Annotated in this window: 16 protein-coding genes; 4 read left to right on the forward strand and 12 right to left on the reverse strand. The window is 73.3% G+C overall.

Annotated elements, in window-relative coordinates; genetic code table 11:
* The first annotated feature begins 54 nt into the window (after window positions 1-54).
* Complete coding sequence (gene glpX / locus QPK52_RS08865) at window positions 55-1,089, forward strand: class II fructose-bisphosphatase (RefSeq protein WP_410536702.1); 1,035 nt, start codon at window positions 55-57, stop codon at window positions 1,087-1,089.
* A 101-nt stretch (window positions 1,090-1,190) separates the two neighbouring features.
* Here glpX and QPK52_RS08870 read toward each other — a convergent pair whose 3' ends face one another.
* Together QPK52_RS08870 and QPK52_RS08875 are read right to left on the reverse strand one after the other, a co-directional pair.
* On the reverse strand, window positions 1,191-1,550 hold the full coding sequence (locus QPK52_RS08870) for a WhiB family transcriptional regulator (protein WP_093661177.1): 360 nt from the start codon (window positions 1,548-1,550) through the stop codon (window positions 1,191-1,193).
* A gap of 264 nt (window positions 1,551-1,814) precedes the next feature.
* On the reverse strand, window positions 1,815-2,735 hold the full coding sequence (locus QPK52_RS08875; RefSeq protein ID WP_410536704.1) for a hydrogen peroxide-inducible genes activator: 921 nt from the start codon (window positions 2,733-2,735) through the stop codon (window positions 1,815-1,817).
* Window positions 2,736-2,969: 234 nt separating this feature from the next.
* On the opposite strand from QPK52_RS08875, the gene QPK52_RS08880 reads away from it, so the two are divergent.
* Window positions 2,970-3,524, forward strand: coding sequence for a peroxiredoxin (locus QPK52_RS08880; RefSeq protein WP_093661175.1), 555 nt, complete (start codon window positions 2,970-2,972; stop codon window positions 3,522-3,524).
* A gap of 16 nt (window positions 3,525-3,540) precedes the next feature.
* A complete protein-coding gene (locus QPK52_RS08885; protein WP_410536705.1) occupies window positions 3,541-4,113 on the forward strand; it encodes an alkyl hydroperoxide reductase in 573 nt (190 codons plus the stop codon).
* A 151-nt stretch (window positions 4,114-4,264) separates the two neighbouring features.
* Here the strand turns inward: QPK52_RS08885 and QPK52_RS08890 are convergent, their stop codons facing one another.
* The 5 genes from QPK52_RS08890 to QPK52_RS08910 form a co-directional block, all read right to left on the reverse strand.
* On the reverse strand, window positions 4,265-6,379 hold the full coding sequence (locus QPK52_RS08890) for a SpoIIE family protein phosphatase (RefSeq protein WP_410536706.1): 2,115 nt from the start codon (window positions 6,377-6,379) through the stop codon (window positions 4,265-4,267).
* A gap of 47 nt (window positions 6,380-6,426) precedes the next feature.
* Window positions 6,427-7,104 carry a class I SAM-dependent methyltransferase gene (locus tag QPK52_RS08895; protein WP_410536708.1) on the reverse strand — a complete coding sequence of 226 codons (678 nt, stop codon included), beginning with the start codon at window positions 7,102-7,104 and terminating at the stop codon, window positions 6,427-6,429.
* 176 nt (window positions 7,105-7,280) lie between these two features.
* Window positions 7,281-7,964, reverse strand: a complete 684-nt coding sequence (locus tag QPK52_RS08900) for a DUF402 domain-containing protein (RefSeq protein WP_410536709.1) — start codon at window positions 7,962-7,964, stop codon at window positions 7,281-7,283.
* Window positions 7,965-8,045: 81 nt separating this feature from the next.
* Entirely contained in the window at window positions 8,046-9,452 is a 1,407-nt protein-coding gene (locus QPK52_RS08905; RefSeq protein ID WP_410536710.1) for a class II fumarate hydratase, read from the reverse strand.
* Between the two features lie 27 nt (window positions 9,453-9,479).
* Complete coding sequence (locus tag QPK52_RS08910) at window positions 9,480-11,186, reverse strand: fumarate hydratase (protein WP_410536712.1); 1,707 nt, start codon at window positions 11,184-11,186, stop codon at window positions 9,480-9,482.
* 148 nt (window positions 11,187-11,334) lie between these two features.
* Between QPK52_RS08910 and QPK52_RS08915 the strand changes: the two genes are divergently transcribed.
* Window positions 11,335-12,000 carry a DUF1707 domain-containing protein gene (locus tag QPK52_RS08915; protein ID WP_410536714.1) on the forward strand — a complete coding sequence of 222 codons (666 nt, stop codon included), beginning with the start codon at window positions 11,335-11,337 and terminating at the stop codon, window positions 11,998-12,000.
* A gap of 126 nt (window positions 12,001-12,126) precedes the next feature.
* Here the strand turns inward: QPK52_RS08915 and QPK52_RS08920 are convergent, their stop codons facing one another.
* From QPK52_RS08920 to QPK52_RS08940, 5 genes are all read right to left on the reverse strand, one after another.
* Window positions 12,127-14,559 (reverse strand): ABC transporter permease, encoded by a 2,433-nt coding sequence (locus QPK52_RS08920; protein ID WP_410536715.1) that lies wholly within the window; start codon window positions 14,557-14,559, stop codon window positions 12,127-12,129.
* Window positions 14,556-15,242: an ABC transporter ATP-binding protein gene (locus QPK52_RS08925; RefSeq protein WP_410536717.1), complete on the reverse strand. Its 687-nt coding sequence runs from the start codon at window positions 15,240-15,242 to the stop codon at window positions 14,556-14,558. The genes QPK52_RS08920 and QPK52_RS08925 overlap by 4 nt, the downstream gene beginning before the upstream one ends.
* The gene (locus QPK52_RS08930) at window positions 15,239-15,763 is read right to left on the reverse strand and encodes a PadR family transcriptional regulator (protein ID WP_410536718.1); all 525 of its coding nucleotides are present in this window, start codon (window positions 15,761-15,763) and stop codon (window positions 15,239-15,241) included. Before QPK52_RS08930 ends, QPK52_RS08925 begins: the two co-directional genes overlap by 4 nt.
* A gap of 107 nt (window positions 15,764-15,870) precedes the next feature.
* Complete coding sequence (locus QPK52_RS08935; RefSeq protein WP_410536719.1) at window positions 15,871-16,137, reverse strand: hypothetical protein; 267 nt, start codon at window positions 16,135-16,137, stop codon at window positions 15,871-15,873.
* A complete protein-coding gene (locus QPK52_RS08940; protein WP_410536721.1) occupies window positions 16,134-17,078 on the reverse strand; it encodes an SPFH domain-containing protein in 945 nt (314 codons plus the stop codon). The genes QPK52_RS08935 and QPK52_RS08940 overlap by 4 nt, the downstream gene beginning before the upstream one ends.
* Window positions 17,079-17,197: the final 119 nt, after the last annotated feature.

The raw sequence follows: 17,197 nt of genomic DNA on the forward strand, positions 1-17,197 counted from the left end.
CACTTCGGCCGTCGCGTTCGGACGCCGTACAGACGTGCAGAAAGGTGCGTCACGATGACCGATCACAACCACCTGCCCTCCCCGCTCGAAGTAAGCCCCGAGGCACCCGACCGCAACCTCGCACTCGAACTCGTCCGCGTGACCGAGGCGGGCGCCATGGCATCGGGCCGCTGGGTCGGCCGCGGCGACAAGAACGGCGCGGACGGGGCGGCCGTCCGCGCCATGCGCACCCTGGTCTCCACCGTCTCGATGAACGGCGTCGTCGTCATCGGCGAGGGGGAGAAGGACGAGGCCCCGATGCTCTACAACGGCGAGCGCGTGGGCGACGGGACCGGCCCGGAGTGCGACGTGGCCGTGGACCCGGTGGACGGCACGACGCTGACCGCCAAGGGCATGGGCAACGCGGTGTCGGTGCTGGCCGTGGCCGAGCGCGGCTCGATGTTCGACCCGTCGGCCGTGTTCTACATGGACAAGCTCGTCACCGGCCCGGAGGCGGCCGAGTTCGTCGACATCACCGCCCCGCCCTCGGTCAACATCCGCCGGGTCGCCAAGGCCAAGGGCGGCGCGCCGGAGGACGTCACCGTCGTCATCCTGGACCGGCCGCGCCACGACGGCATCGTCAAGGAGGTCCGGGAGTCCGGCGCCCGGATCAAGTTCATCTCCGACGGCGACGTGGCCGGCGCGATCATGGCCGCCCGCGAGGGCACGGGCGTCGACCTGCTGCTGGGCATCGGCGGTACGCCGGAGGGCATCATCGCCGCCTGCGCGATCAAGTGCCTGGGCGGTGTGATCCAGGGCCGGCTGTGGCCCAAGGACGACGAGGAGCGGCACAAGGCGCTCGACGCGGGCCACGACCTGGACCGCGTCCTGACCACCGACGACCTGGTCAGCGGCGACAACGTGTTCTTCGTCGCCACCGGCATCACCGACGGCGACCTGCTGCGGGGGGTTCGCTACCGCGCGGAGACGGCCACCACCCAGTCGCTGGTGATGCGGTCGAGGTCCGGCACCATCCGCCAGATCGACTCCACCCACAAGCTGTCGAAGCTGCGCGCCTACAGCGCCGTCGACTTCGACCGGGCCCGCTGAGGTACGGGCGCGGAAGGTCCCGGGGCCGGCCGGAAGGCTGAGCCGGCGCCGGGACCGGTACCGGGGCGGGGGGCGGGAACGGCTGGAACGGCGGGGAGCCGTCAGGCGATGCGGGGCACCTGGGCGGACTGCCCCAGGTCGGCGTCGCGGCGACGGCGGCGGGCGAGCATCACTCTGCGCTCGGCCGCGGTCAACCCGCCCCACACTCCGTACGGTTCGGGCTGGAGCAGCGCGTGCTCACGGCACTCGACGAGCACCGGGCAGCGTGCGCAGACCCGCTTGGCCGCCTGCTCGCGCGAAAGGCGGGCCGCCGTGGGCTCCTTGGAGGGCGCGAAGAACAGGCCTGCCTCGTCCCTGCGGCAGACCGCCTCGGAGTGCCACGGTCCGGTTTGCTCGCGCGAGGAGGTGCGCTGGACTGGGACGACGGCGGCCTGCGGAGACTGATGCGGCGTTTGCAGCACGGTCCACTCCTGACGACGGCTACGGCTGTTCGATCTTTCGATTGAGTCACCCTGACCCGCCTTGCTGCGCACGGCAGTTCGCGCTGCGGCCGTACGAGAGACGATGCATCGGCTCTACCCACTGTGCGCACGCTTATGCATACGGTGGCGTACCGCCGGGCGGCCCGCCGCGCGCCCGGGCGGCGGGGCCCGGCGGGGGTACGGCCGCCGTGTGCGCAGCGTGACGTGCGGCGGGCCGGGCCGGCGTGCGAATCCGGCGCACCGTCAGTCCACGATGCGCACCGGAAGCGGACGCATTGCCTCCCGCAAATCCTTGGCGAGCACCGCGAACTCGTCCCGCCGGGCCGTTCCCGCCCGCATCGCCAGGCCGATCCGCCGCGAGGGCGCGGGGTCGGCGAAGCACGCGGTCGCCAGCAGTTCGTTGCGCTCGGTCTCCACGTGCAGCGAGGTGCGCGGCAGCAGCGTCACGCCCAGTCCGCCCGCGACGAGCTGGACCAGGGTGGACAGGCCCGCCGCGCTCGTGGTGGCCGGCACCCCGTCGGTCCGCCCGGCCTCGCGGCACACGTCCAGGGCCTGCTGGCGCAGACAGTGCCCCTCGTCCAGGAGCAGCAGGTCCAGGCCGCGCAGCGTCTCGCGGGGCAGGCCGTCCCGGCCGGCCAGTTCGTGTCCGCTCGGAGTCACCAGCACGAAGTCCTCGTCGAACAGCGGCACCGTCTCCACCCCGCCGGCGCCCGCGGTCTGCGGTGCGCCGGGCGGCACCGCGAGCAGCAGCAGGTCGAGCCGTCCGGCCACCAGGCCGTCGAGCAGCGAGGCGGTCTGCTCCTCGTGCACCTGCAGATCCAGTGCCGGATAGCGATCGTGAACGAGCCTCAGGACCGTCGGCAGCAGGTAGGGGGCACAGGTCGGGATCACTCCCAGTCGCAGCGCGCCCGTGAAGGGCGCACGCGCCGCCTCCGCCTCCTCCAGCAGTTCCTCCATCGCGTCCAGCACTGTCCGGGCTCTGGACGCCAGACGCTCACCCGCCGGGGAGAGCAGTACTCTTCGCGTCGTACGCTCCAGCAGCCTCACCCCCAGTGACTCCTCCAGCGCCGCGACGGCACCCGACAGGGCCGGCTGGCTCATCCCGATCTCCGCGGCGGCCTCCCGGAAGTGGAGGTTGTCCGCCACGGCGGTGAACGCCCGCAACTGGGACAGCGTGGGCTGACGGGTCCGCCGGCCGTGCGGTGCCGGCCCCTGGTGGGGGCGCCCGCGGGACTCCTGGCGCGGCCTGTGCGCCGGCAGGGTCACTGATAACCACCTCCGATCAATGCCAGCGAGTCTAGCTATTTCTTTGATCAATGTCGGCTGTGGCAGTGTGGATCGCGTCCAACCCTCAGGAAAGCCCCGTTCCGGGGCGTTTCCACGCAACAAGGAGCGAGCGTGCTCACTGTCGGTGACAAGTTCCCCGAGTTCGATCTGACCGCCTGTGTGGACCTCGACGCCGACAAGGCGTTCGAGCAGATCAACCACAAGACGTACGAGGGCAAGTGGAAGGTCGTCTTCTTCTGGCCGAAGGACTTCACCTTCGTCTGCCCGACCGAGATCGCCGCCTTCGGCAAGCTGAACGACGAGTTCGCCGACCGTGACGCCCAGATCCTCGGTGTCTCGGGCGACTCGGAGTTCGTGCACCACGCCTGGCGCAAGGACCACGCCGACCTGCGCGACCTGCCCTTCCCGATGCTGGCCGACCCCAAGCACGAGCTGATGCGGGCCTGCGGCGTCGAGGGCGAGGACGGCTACGCCCAGCGCGCCGTCTTCATCGTCGACCAGAACAACGAGATCCAGTTCACCATGGTGACCGCCGGCTCCGTCGGCCGTAACCCCAAGGAGGTCCTGCGGGTCCTGGACGCCCTGCAGACCGACGAGCTGTGCCCCTGCAACTGGTCCAAGGGCGAGGAGACCCTCGACCCGGTCAAGCTGCTCGCGGGCGAGTGAGGACTGGGACGACGACATGGCTCTCGACGACCTGAAGTCGGCCCTGCCCGGCTACGCCAAGGACCTCAAGCTCAACCTCGGCTCGGTGATAGGGAACTCCGAACTGCCCCGGCAGCAGCTGTGGGGCACGGTGCTGGCCTGCGCGATCGCCTCGCGCTCGCCGAAGGTGCTCACCGAGCTGGAGCCGGAGGCCAAGGCCAACCTCTCGCCCGAGGCGTACACCGCCGCCAAGGCCGCCGCGGCCGTCATGGCGATGAACAACGTCTTCTACCGCACCCGGCACCTGCTGTCGGACCCGGAGTACGGCACCCTGCGCGCGGGCCTGCGGATGAACGTCATCGGCAACCCGGGCGTGGACAAGGCCGACTTCGAGCTGTGGTCACTGGCCGTCTCCGCGGTCAACGGCTGCGGGCAGTGCCTGGACTCCCACGAGCAGGTGCTCCGCAAGGCCGGTGTGGACCGCGAGACGATCCAGGAGGCCTTCAAGATCGCCTCCGTCCTCCAGGCCGTCGGCACGGTGCTGGACGCCGAGGCCACGCTGGCCGGGGCGCAGGCGGATGCCCCGGCCGCCGAGGCCGCCGCGGTCTGACGACCCGCCGGAGACCTCCGCGCGCACGGCCCCGAGGACCGGCGCGCAGCCGGGCGGGCCCGCACCCCGAGTGGTGCGGGCCCGCCCGGTCGTTCCGCGGCCGTCCGCCGGCCGCCCGGGACCCGGCCGGAACCGGCCCGCCGCGGCCGCGCTACGGCATGGGCAGCTCGAACCACACCACCTTGCCGGTGCTCAGCCGGGTCGCGCCCCAGCGCCGGGCGAGCCGGTTGACCAGGTACAGGCCCCGCCCGCCCTCGTCCGTGGCTCTGGCCTGCCGCAGCCTGGGGAGCTGCGGCACGTCGTCCCCGACCTCGCAGCGCAGTACGTCGGTGCGCAGCAGCCGCAGGGTGATGGGCCGCTCGGCGTAGCGGACGGCGTTGGTGACCACCTCGCTGACCAGCAGCTCGACGGAGTCCGTCAGGTCCGTCAGGTCCCAGCGCTCCAGCGCCCGCCGGGCCAGGCGGCGGGCCTGCCGCGCGGTCTGGGCGCGCGGGTCGAGGTACCAGTAGGCGACGTCGCTGGGCGGGATGCCGTCGAAGCGGGCCGCCAGCAGCGCGATGTCGTCGTCCCGGTCGCCGGGGCCGAGGATGTCCAGCACCTCGTCGCACAGCGGCTCCAGCGGCGGCGGGGTGTCGGGGCGGGTCAGCCCCGCGGTGTCGGTGAGCTTCTCGCGCAGCTGCTCGATGCCGGTCCACACGTCCCGGTGACGGGACTCCACCAGGCCGTCGGTGTAGAGCAGCAGCGTGGCACCGGCCGGGGCGTCCAGCTCCACCGCCTCGAAGTCCACGCCCCCAACCCCGATGGGCGCCCCGGCCGGGATGCGCAGCACCTCGGCGTGGCCGTCGCGGTGCAGCATCACCGGCGGCGGGTGCCCGGCGTTGGCCACCACGATCCGGTGGGCGACGGGGTCGTAGACGGCGTACAGGCAGGTCGCCATGCGGTCGCTGCCCAGGCGCTGGGCCTGCTCGTCGAGGTGGTGCAGCACCTCCTGCGGCGGCAGGTCGAGGCCGGCCAGGGTCTGGGCGGTGGTGCGCAGCTGGCCCATGATCGCCGCGGAGGTCATGGAGTGCCCCATGACGTCCCCGACGACCAGGGCCACCCGGCCGCCGGGCAGCGGTATCGCGTCGTACCAGTCGCCGCCCACCCGCGCGGTCTCGGCCGCCGGGAGGTAGCGGCTGGCCAGCGTCACCCCGGTGGGCTGGGGCAGCTCGTCGGGGAGCATGGTGCGCTGGAGCTCGTCGGCGATGTACGCCTCACGCCCGTAGAGCACCGCCTTGTCCACGCCCAGCGCGGTGTGCGTGGCCAGTTGCGCGGCCACCAGCAGGTCGTCGCCCTCGAAGGCGGCACGGTCGGGGCGGCGCAGGAACACGGCCGCGCCGATGACCCGGCGGCGCCCCCGCAGCGGGGCGAGGATCGCCCGGCGCCCGGCCGGGATCTCGCGGGCGGGGCCGAGCAGTTCCGGCAGCGCCTCGCGGACGGTGGGCGCGTCGCCGAAGACCGGGCGCACCCCGCGCAGCACCTCGGCCAGCGGGCCTCCGCCGCGTACCTCGATCAGCTCCGGCGTCCCGCTCGCCACGCCCTCCGGCTGGGGGGCGAGCAGGGGCAGCGGAAACTCCCCGGTGTCGGAGGGGTCGGCGTCGGCGGGCGCCGGGGCGGCGTAGTCGGGCAGCCGGTCGGTGCGGCGCAGCCGCAGCAGGAAGGGCCCGGTGGGCCGCTCGTCCCCCACCGGCAGCGGATCGCGCAGATAGACCAGGATCGCGTCCGAGAACGCCGGGACGCTGGCCCGGCACAGACCGAGCACGGTCTCGTCCAGATCGACGCCGCGGGCGATCCGCCGGGTGGCGGCTCCGACGAAGCGCAGCCGGTCGCCCCCGCGCCGCTCCCGCTCGGCCCGCTCGTCGGGCTCCTCCGCGCCGGGGTGCCCGGCCGCCACCGGCCCGGCGTCCCGGTCGGCGGGCTCCGGCGCGGCGGGACGGCTGCGGCCGGCGGGCTCGTCGCCGCCCGCGGGCCGGGCGTGGCCGGTGTGCGGGCGGCATCCGGCGGCCGGTGCGGGCACCTCCGGCGGGGCGGGGGCGTCCCGGGGCGCGGCGGCCGCCAGGTCCGACGCGCCCGGCTCGTCCCGGGGATCGGGAAGCGCGGCGTGCGCGGCGTCGGCGCGCCCGGCCGTTCGTTCCGGCGCGGGCGCGGCCGTACGAGCACCGCCGCCCGTCGGCCGGGCAGCGGACTGTCGGGGGGTCGGGTACTCCGTCACGCGTTGGGTTTCCATCCGTCCGGGGCCGCGCCGTGCATCGGGCGGGCCCAGCGCTTGGGGACTCAAGGACGTCGGCAGTTCAGGAAGACCTGTATCTCGGGGGATACGTCCGTACTGGCCGGCGCGTACGCGAACGACTCCTCCCCCTCGATCTCGAAGCCCGCGTCGGACACCACCTGGCGCAGCTCCTCCCGCAGGTAACCCGATACCCGGATCGTGTGGCCCAGGAACGGGATGGCGAAGTCGTCCACGTCCGCCTCGACCATGCCGAGCGCCAGCAGCCCGCCGGGGCGCAGCTGCCCGTGCAGCATCCGCAGGGCGACGGGGATCTCCTTGCGCGGCAGCATCAGCAGCGAGAAGAAGGCGGTGGCGCCGTCGAAGGGCCCCAGGCCGGCGGCCTCCAGGTCGGCCAGGTCCATCAGGCGGAAGTCGGCGCCGGGGACGTTGGCCCGGCCGAGCTCGACCATGCCGGGCGAGATGTCGATGCCGGTGACCCGGTGCCCGGCGTCGGCGAGCTGGCGGGCGGTGGGGACCCCGGTGCCGCAGCCGACGTCGAGCACCCGCGAACCGGCGGGCAGCTCCTTCGCCAGCCAGGCGCCGGCGGCCAGCTGGCCCTCCTTGTGGGGGAAGACGTCGTCGTAGCGGTCGCCGATCGCGTCGAACGCCTCGGCCTGGCCGGCGCGGTCGATCGCCGCTCTGTCGTAGCCCGTGTACACCTGGTGGCCTTCCGTGTCGCTCACGCTGGGGCTCCTCTCGCGGCGGTGCGCCAAATCCCTTGTGGAAAAGGGGAGTTCGCTGTGGTGGGCGTTCCGCCGAGTCCGGGGGTGATCCTACTTTCGACGCCCGGGTGCGCAGCAAGGGACTGCGGAACGTCCTCCGCCATCATGCGAGACGCGCGGCCACCCCACCAGCCCTTTCATCCGATCCGTGCAGGTTCGCGGTCCCAGTCGCGCGGCAGCGGGGGAATCCGCCAGGCGGGATCGGGCCGCCAGTCCTCCCAGCCGTCCCGGAAGGGGCTGCCCCAGGCGCGGACCACCTCCACCGCGCGCCGCCCGGCGGCCCGTACGCGCTCGGCCTGGGCGGCGCCCATCAGGCCGGCGCGCTGCGCCTGCTCGAACTCGTCCTCGTCCCGCCACCGCCAGGTGCGGTCGGGGTTGACGGTGATGTCCAGGAAGTGGTCCTCGGAGTCCACCCCGCCCGCCCAGCGGCGCAGGGGCTCCTCCAGGTTGACGTACCAGTTCCGGAACCGCCAGCCGCGGTCCCAGAACAGCCACACCGACCAGGGCTCGCCGGCCCGTGCGAGCTTGAGGACCCCGGTGCCGAACCACCGCGACCGCACCGTCCGGCGCGGCTTGGTGTAGCGGGTGGCGAGCGGCTCGCGGTGCACGGGCGTGCCGTCGGCGAGCTCCGGCTTGACGCAGACGGTCCCCGGCGCCATCCACACGGCGAGCAGTTCGGGGGCGTCGCGGACGACGGTCACGGGACGGCAGATGTGCAGGGCGTCGCCGCCGTTGGCCCGGTACCGCCACAGGATGTGCTCGCCGGCCCTCCAGCGGGTGCCGCCCGCCGCGTGTGTGTGATCCGCCGTGTCCGCCGTCATGCACGGATCTTAGGCCCGCGCACGGGGCCGGGCCCAGGATCCGCGCCCGGTACCGGCCCCGTGCCGCGGGTCAGGGATGGGTCAGGGGCGGGTCATGCGCAGTACGTCAAGGGCCCGGTCGAGCTCCTCCGGGGTGAGCACGCCCCGCTCGACGTAGCCGGCCTCCAGGACGACCTCGCGGATGGTCTTGCGCTCGGCCAGGGAGCGCTTGGCGACCTTCGCGGCCTCCTCGTAGCCGATGTAGCGGTTGAGCGGGGTCACCACGGACGGGGAGGACTCGGCGTACTCCCGGGCCCGCTCCGCGTCGGCCTCGATGCCGTCGACCGTTCGGTCGGCCAGCAGCCGGGAGGCGTTCGCCAGCAGCCGGATCGACTCCAGCAGGTTCCGGGCGATGACGGGGAGCATGACGTTCAGCTCGAAGTTGCCCGACGCGCCGGCCACCGCGACCGTGGCGTCGTTGCCCATGACCTGCGCGGCGACCATCAGGACCGCCTCGGGGACCACCGGGTTGACCTTGCCGGGCATGATCGAGGAGCCGGGCTGGAGGTCGGGCAGGCGGATCTCGGCCAGCCCGGTGCGCGGGCCCGAGGACATCCAGCGCAGATCGTTGCAGATCTTGGTCAGGCTCACGGCGATGGTGCGCAGCTGCCCGGAGGTCTCCACCAGGGCGTCCCGGGCCCCCTGGGCCTCGAAGTGGTCGCGGGCCTCGGTCAGCGGCAGCCCGGTGGTGCGGGCGACCTCGGCGATGACGGCCGCGGAGAAACCCGGCGGGGTGTTGATGCCGGTGCCCACCGCGGTGCCGCCCAGCGGCAGCTCGGCCAGGCGCGGCAGGCAGGCGTGCAGCCGCTCCGCCCCGTAGCGCACCTGCGCCGCGTAGCCGCCGAACTCCTGGCCGAGCGTGACGGGCGTGGCGTCCATCAGGTGGGTGCGGCCGGACTTGACGACCTCGGCGAACTCCTCCGCCTTGCGCCCCAGCGCCCGCTCCAGGTGCTCCAGTGCGGGGATCAGGTCCCCGGTGACGGCGGCGGTGGCCGCGATGTGGATGGAGGAGGGGAAGACGTCGTTGGAGGACTGGCTGGCGTTGACGTGGTCGTTGGGGTGCACCGGCGTGCCCAGCCGCTCGCTCGCGAGCGTGGCCAGCACCTCGTTCATGTTCATGTTGGAGGAGGTGCCGGAGCCGGTCTGGAAGACGTCCACGGGGAAGTGGTCGTCCCAGCGGCCCTCGGCGACCTCCTCGGCGGCCTGTTCGACGGCCCGGGCCAGGTCCGCGTCCAGGACGCCGAGCTCGGCGTTGACCCGGGCCGCGGCGGCCTTGATCCGGGCCAGCGCCTGGATGTGCGCGCGCTCCAGGCGCCGGCCCGACAGGGGGAAGTTCTCCACGGCGCGCTGCGTCTGCGCCCGCCACCTGGCGTGGGCGGGCACCCGCACCTCGCCCATGGAGTCGTGTTCGATCCGGTATTGCTGCTTGTCGTCGCTCGTCCCGGTCATGGGGACGAATCTAACCGGGGCGGGCCGTCAGTCCGCGGAGCGCACCGGGATGGAGGTGACGAACGGCTGGGCCGGGCCGGGGTCGGTGAAGAAGTCGTTGCCCTTGTCGTCGACGACGATGAAGGCGGGGAAGTCCTCGACCTCGATCCGCCAGACCGCCTCCATGCCCAGCTCCTCGTACTCCAGGACCTCCACCTTCCTGATGCAGTCCTGGGCCAGGCGCGCGGCCGGGCCGCCGATGGAGCCGAGGTAGAAACCGCCGTGCCTGGCGCAGGCGTCGGTGACCTGCTTGCTGCGGTTTCCCTTGGCCAGCATCACGAAGGAGCCGCCCGCGGCCTGGAACTGCTCGACGTAGGCGTCCATGCGGCCGGCGGTGGTCGGTCCGAAGGAGCCCGAGGCGTAGCCCTGCGGGGTCTTGGCCGGGCCCGCGTAGTACACGGCGTGGTCGCGCAGGTAGGACGGCATCTCCTCGCCCGCGTCCAGCCGCTCCTTGATCTTGGCGTGGGCGATGTCGCGGGCGACGACCAGCGGGCCGCTCAGCGACAGCCGGGTCTTGACCGGGTACTTGGACAGCTCGGCGCGGATCTCGTCCATCGGCCGGTTGAGGTCGATCCTCACCACGTCCGAGTCGAGGTCGGCGTCGGTGGTCTCGGGCAGGAAGCGCGCCGGGTCCCTCTCCAGCTGCTCCAGGAAGACGCCCTCGGCGGTGATCTTCGCCAGTGCCTGGCGGTCGGCGGAGCAGGAGACGGCGATGGCCACCGGGCAGGAGGCCCCGTGGCGGGGCAGGCGGACGACGCGCACGTCGTGGCAGAAGTACTTGCCGCCGAACTGGGCGCCGATGCCCAGCTTCTGGGTGAGCTCGAAGACCTTCTCCTCCAGCTCCAGGTCGCGGAAGCCGTGGCCGGCCGGGGAGCCCGAGGTGGGCAGGGAGTCCAGGTAGTGCGCGGAGGCGTACTTGGCGGTCTTGAGCGCGTACTCGGCCGAGGTGCCGCCGACGACGATCGCCAGGTGGTACGGCGGGCAGGCGGCCGTTCCCAGGGAGCGGATCTTCTCCTCCAGGAAGCGCATCATGGCGCCCTCGTTCAGGACGGCCTTGGTCTCCTGGTAGAGGAAGGACTTGTTGGCGCTGCCGCCGCCCTTGGCCATGAACAGGAACTTGTAGGCGTCGCCGTCGGTGGCGTACAGCTCGATCTGCGCGGGCAGGTTGGTGCCGGTGTTCCTCTCCTCCCACATGGTCAGCGGGGCCATCTGGGAGTAGCGCAGGTTCAGCTGGTCGTAGGCGTCGAAGACGCCGCCGGACAGGGCCTTCTCGTCGTCGCCCTCGGTCAGCACGTTCTGGCCGCGCTTGCCCATCACGATCGCGGTGCCGGTGTCCTGGCACATCGGCAGGACGCCCGCGGCCGCGATGTTGGCGTTCTTCAGCAGGTCCAGCGCCACGAAGCGGTCGTTGGGGGACGCCTCGGGGTCGTCCAGGATGCGGCGGAGCTGGGCCAGGTGGGCCGGGCGCAGGTAGTGGGAGATGTCGTGCATCGCCTCGGCCGCGAGCTTGCGCAGGGCCTCCGGCTCGACCTTGAGGAAGGTGCGCCCGCCCGCCTCGAAGGTGCTGACGCCCTCGGCGGTGACCAGGCGGTAGGGGGTGGTGTCCTCGCCCAGGGGGAGGAGCTCGGTGTAGGCGAACTCCTCGGAGGCCGGGCGGGAGGCGGCCGCGTGGGACGGGCGGGGGTCGGCAGGCATGGACGGTCTCTTCCTCTCGACGATGGCGCCTCACAGGGTATGACTCCCGGACCGGTGGCGGCGGTGTGAGGTGCGGCTCAGCCGGCGGGCCGGACTCCCCGGCCGATGCGGGCTGGTCGCGATGTATCGCGTTCGCTAGGGTGGCGGCGTGGACGAGAAGACCCCCCTGCGCAAGCGGTCCGCGGCACGGCACACGGCACGGCCCCCCGCCGCGTCCCCGGCGGCCGGGTCGGACGTACGCGCCTCCGACGCCGATCGCGACCGGGTGGCGGAGGTCCTGCGCGAGGCGCTCGCGGAGGGGCGGCTGGACGCCGACGAGCACGCCGAGCGGATCGAGGCGGTGTACCGGGCCAGGACGATGGGCGAGCTGCGGCCGCTGGTGCGCGACCTGCCGGCCGGGCACCCGGAGGCCCCCCTCCCGGGCCGCTCGGCGTCCGCTGCGCACGGCGCGGACGGCGACAACGTGATCGCGGTCTTCGGCGGGGCCTCCCGCAGGGGGCGCCGGCGGGTGGGGGCGAGGACCAACGCCTTCGCGCTGTTCGGCGGGGTCGAGATCGACCTGACCGAGGCGCTCTTCGAACGGCGGGAACTCGTCGTCAACGCCACGGCGGTCTTCGGCGGCATCGAGATCAAGGTCCCGGAGAACGTGACCCTGCGCGGCTCGGGCAGCGGGATCATGGGCGGCTACGACGTGGAGGCCAGGGAGTCGGCGGATCCGGACGCCCCGGTGGTCGTGGTGCGCGGCGCGGCGGTATTTGGCGGTGTCGAGGCGAAGGCGGAGCGCGGCAAGCGCCTGCGGGACCTGCGCCGCTGACGCTCTGCCCCGCCCTCCGGCCCGCCGCGGGGACGCGCGGGTGCGTGACGCCCGTACGGCCCTCCCCCTGTCCGGGCCGTACGGGCGTCGTGCGGCGGGCCGGCGCCCGGCACCGCGCGCGGGCGGTCACTCCGTGCGCAGTCCGTCCGGGCGCATCATCCGCCACAGCGGCGGCAGGCTGAGGACGGTCACCAGCAGGACCACCCCGGCGCCGATGCCCGTCATGGCGCCCAGGCTCGTCCAGTGGACGGTGACCGGGGTGGAGACCAGTTTCAGCAGCACCGTGCCCAGCCCGATCCCGCCGATGACCGACAGCGCCAGTCCGAGGGCCACGGGCAGCGCGGTCTGCCACAGCACCGACCAGCCCAGCGTGGAGCGCCGGGTGCCGAAGGCGACCAGCACCGACAGCAGCTTCCTGCGCTCGCGCAGCTGCTCCAGGGTGGAGACGACCATGCTGGCGCCGATCAGCAGCATCACCCCGGCCGCCCCCGCGTACAGCGCCCGCTGGACGGCGGCGAACCTGTCCGACTGATCGGTCGCGCTCAGCGCCATGACCCGGGTTTCGGGGGATCCGGTCTCCACCGCGTTGCGGATGTGCTCGGCCGCGTCCGGCACGGCGGGGTCGAGCTTGACGGAGACGTCGGCGTGGGCCTGTGTCACCCGGGTGAGGTCGAGCGCCCCGGGGGTGGCCAGGACGCCCGCGGTGTACCGGCCCATGACGTCCGGCCGGGCCACGACCACGGGGGCGTCGGCGGGGACGGACCAGGGGCGGGGCTCGCCCGTCCACTCGTACGCCTCCTTCTCCTGCGAGTAGGCCGGGATGTTCAGGTCGAGACGCGCACCGGGGCGGGCGCCGGGCTCCTCCGCCCCGTCCTCGGTCGGCGGCGCGAGGAAGACGTCCCCCTCCTCGCAGGAACGCAGCCGGGCCAGCTGCTCCAGGGTGGCGCACCCGGCAACGGTGATCCTCGTCCACGAGAGGTCGCCGTTGGGGTCCGTCCCGGCCTCCGGGGCGTGCAGGACCGCCGCCCCCAGCACCCGGTCCACCCCCCGGGTGTCCTCCAGCCGCCCGGTCAGCTCCCATGCCTGGCGCCCGTCCCGGAGATCCCGCATGATCCGGAGGTCCGCACGGGAGGTGTCGTGGCCGGTGGACCGCGTGTAGTCGCCCTCGACCCCGCCGAACAGCATCTGGACGGCGATGGCGCCGGCGACCGCGACGGTGATGCCGCTGACCGCCCGGGCTCCGGGGCCGCTGTCGAGCTGGAGGCGGCGGACGGCGAGCTGGAAGGCCAGGGGGCCGCCGCGCATCCGGTTGACGACCCACTCCACCAGCCAGGGCAGCACGGTCGTGACACCGACCAGCAGCAGCACGATGCCCGCGGCGATGCGGTAGGTGTCGATCGCCCCCCGCTCCGCGTCGATCCCGCCGACCAGTGGCAGGAGCAGCGCCAGCCCGATCCCGGGCGGCACCAGCCGCCACCACAGCCGGCGCCTGCGGACGCCCGCGTCGCGCACGACGCCGAGCGGTTCGATGGCGACCCCGCGCAGCGCGAACAGGGTGACGACGACGGCGGAGACGGGTACGGCCGCCGCGATCAGCGCGACCAGCGGGGCGCTGGGCTGTACGTCGGCGGGAAAGACGCTGATGCCGAGGAACTCCGCCCGCCCGATGAGCCCGCGCACCGGCAGGAGCAGCGCGGCGCCGACGGCGAGTCCGAGGAGCGCGCCGACCAGCGACTCGCCGGCCGCGATACGCCGGACCATCCGGCTGTCGGCGCCGACCAGGCGCAGCGCGGCCAGCCGGCGGTCGCGGCGTTCACCGCCGAAGCGCACCGAGGTGGCGATGAACACCCAGACCGGGAACAGCAGCACCACGCAGACGACGACCACCAGCAGCAGCAGTACGGCGTCCAACGGCTCCGGCTCGCCGACCTCGTCGAAGCGGTCGATCCGCATCGCGCTGTCCGGGAGGTCGGAGAGGGTGTCGCTGCCCGCCAGGAAGGTGAGTTCCCTCGGGCCGAGCAGGCCCTCGTCGCCGATGGTGCCGACGACCCGCTGGGAGAGACGCTCCCTGAGGAGCTCCCCCTCCGGGGAGGCGAGTAGTTCCCCCAGCGCCGGTGAGACGAGCATCTCGCCGGGGCCGGGCAGCCGCTCCACGCCCGGCGGCACCGGCGGGTTGCCCCCCTCCGGCTCGATGTACCGGCCGCGGATGCCCTCGCCGCGGAACTCGGTGTCGCTCCAGGTGTAGAGGGCGCTGCGGTCGGAACGCTCGACGGGGCCGAAGCCGAAGTTCTCCCGGGCCTCCCCGCGCGCCTCGCGGGCCCCCAGCATGTTCGGCACGGAGGCCGCGACCATCAGCACGGCGACGCCGAGGCCGACGCCGACGGCCGTGAGCACGGTGCGTATCCAGCTCTCGCGGCCTCCGGTGAGCGCGAAGCGGGCGCCCATCGCCAGGTCGGCCGCCCAACGGGCCGCTCCCCCGGGGCCGGTGGGCGGTGCGGGCTCGGGGGCGGGCTCCGGTGCGGGGGGCGCCTGCGGCGTCCTGGAGTCCAGTGTGCTCACAGGGCGCTCGCCATGTCGCGCACCCTGCCGTCGCGGACGACGATCTCGCGGTCGGAGTACGCGGCGACCCGGGCCTCGTGGGTGACCAGCATGACGGCCGCGCCGGTGTCGCGCGCGGCGTCGGTCAGCAGCTGCATCACCCGCTCGCCGTTGAGGGAGTCCAGCGCGCCGGTCGGCTCGTCGGCGAAGATCACGCGCGGCCCGGTGACCAGGGCCCGGGCGACGGCGACGCGCTGCCCCTGGCCGCCGGAGACCTGTCCGGGGCGGTGGTGGCGCACATCGTCCACCTCCAGCCGCTCCAGCCACCCGGCGGCCCGCTTCTCGGCCTCCCTGCGGCCCATGCCGGTCAGCCGCAGCGGCAGGGCGACGTTCTCGGTGCAGGTCAGTTCGGGCACGAGCTGGCCGAACTGGAAGATGAAGCCGAACTCCGAACGGCGCAGGGCGCTGCGTTCGGCGTCGGACATGGCCGACAGCTCACGGCCCCGGTAGTGGACGGTGCCGGAGTCGGGCCGGATGATCCCGGCCAGGCAGTGCAGCAGGGTGGACTTGCCGGAGCCGGAGGGGCCCATCACGGCGACGACCTCTCCGGGGCCGGCGGTGAAGTCCGCGCCGTCCAGGGCGGGGGTGGGGCCGTAGGACTTGCGCAGTCCGGCGGCGCTCAGCAGCGGGTCGGCGGTGGTCATCCGCGTACCTCCTGGGCGAGTTGGCCGAGGCGCGCGGCGGTCAGTTCCAGCCAGCGCAGATCGGCTTCGAGGTGGAACAGTGCGTGGTCGCAGATGAGCTGGTCGGCCAGATCGCCGATTCTCTTGCGCTGCGTCAGCTCCCGCATCAGGCGCAGGTGTTCGGAACGCTGGACGTCCAGCAACTCCCCCGCGTCGCGCCCGGTCAGCAGGGCGAGGACGACCTTGGTGTAGAGGGTGGACTGGAGGTACGGCTCGGGCTTCTCGGGCCGGCCGAGCCATCCGGCGACGTCGGTGATCCCGGCGTCGGTGATGGCGTAGCGCTTGCGCTCGGGGCCCTCGCCGGGCTCGATGCCCTCGACCTCCACCAGGCCGTTCTTCAGCAGCCGGGACATGGTCGAGTAGACCTGCCCGTAGTGGAGCGGGCGGTCGTGACCGAAGCGCTCGTCGAAGGCGCGCTTGAGGTCGTAGCCGTGGCGGGGCCCGGTTTCGAGAAGTGCCAGCAGGGTGTGGCCTATGGACATGCCGACGACTGTACACCATGCGTATACACACGATGTATACGTGCGGCGCATACGCCCCCGCCCCAGCCCGGACCGGGTCCGGCGTGGGCTGGGGCGGGGGTTGCGGGCTATCCCTCCGAGCGCGGCGGGCGGCCCCGGCGCGGCTGGGGGCGTGCGTCGCGGGGCATGCGTCCCGCCTCGGCCAGGGCCCTGCGCAGCAGGTAGTCGATCTGGGCATTGGTGCTGCGCAGTTCGTCCGCCGCCCATTTCGCGAGCGCGTCGTGGACGGCGGGATCCAGCCGCAGCAGCACCTGGCGGCGTTCGCGCCGGGCCCGCTGCCGCCGCTCCTGCTCGGGGCCGCCGTCCTCCGGCGACCCCTCCGGCCGGGCGCTCACTGGTAGAGCGACCCCGTGTTGAGGACCGGCTGCGGGGAGCGGTCGCCGCAGAGCACCACCAGTAGATTGCTCACCATGGCGGCCTTGCGCTCCCCGTCCAGCTCGACGAAGTCCCGTGAGGCGATCCGCTCCACTGCTTCCTCGACCATGCCGCACGCCCCCTCCACGATGGTCCGGCGCGCCGCGACCACCGCGCCCGCCTGCTGGCGCTGGAGCATGGCGGCGGCGATCTCGGGGGCGTACGCCAGGTGCGTGAAGCGCGACTCGACTATCCGCACGCCCGCCGCCCGCACCCGGGCGGTCAGCTCGACGGCGAGCTTCTCGGTGATCTCCTCGGCGTTGCCGCGAAGCGACAGACCGTTCTCGTCGTAGGCGTCGTAGGGGTACTCGATGGCGATGTGCCGCACGGCCGCCTCGGTCTGGGTGGAGACGAACTCCACGAAGTCGTCCACCTCGAAGGTGGCCTGGGCGGTGTCCTCCACCTGCCAGACGACGACGGCCGCCAGTTCGACCGGGTTGCCGTAGGCGTCGTTGACCTTGAGGATCGCCGTCTCGTGGTTGCGCACCCGGGTGGAGACCTTCTTGCGGGTGGTCAACGGGTTCACCCAGCGCAGGCCGTCCTTGCGGATGGTGCCGGTGTAGCGCCCGAAGAGCTGGACGACCCGGGCCTCCCCCGGCGCGACCATGTTGAGCCCGGCCATCGCGAAGACCGAGCCGATCACCAGCAGCACCCCGGCGACGATCAGCGCCGCCCCGGCGCCGCCCGTACCGCCCTCCACGAGCCCGGCTCCCCCGACCACTGCGCCTGCTCCGGCCAGCAGCCCCAGCAGGCCCAGCAGCAGGGCGAGTCCGCCGGGGACGGAGTGCGCGGGCCTCTCGCGTACCTGCGGGGCGGGCATCTCGGGAAGGTCCTTGGCGGTCTGCGCGGTCTCAACGGACATGGCGGTCCCCCGTTTCCATGAGAAGTTCTCTAGCAAAGTGATATCACTTTATCGTGGCGCCGCGCCCTTGCGGAAGGGGGGTGCGGAAACGTCCCGGGCCCCGCCGTGCGGCGGGGCCC

Origin of the sequence: Streptomyces sp. KL2, assembly GCF_046529545.1 — a bacterium.
Lineage (GTDB): Bacteria > Actinomycetota > Actinomycetes > Streptomycetales > Streptomycetaceae > Streptomyces > Streptomyces radiopugnans.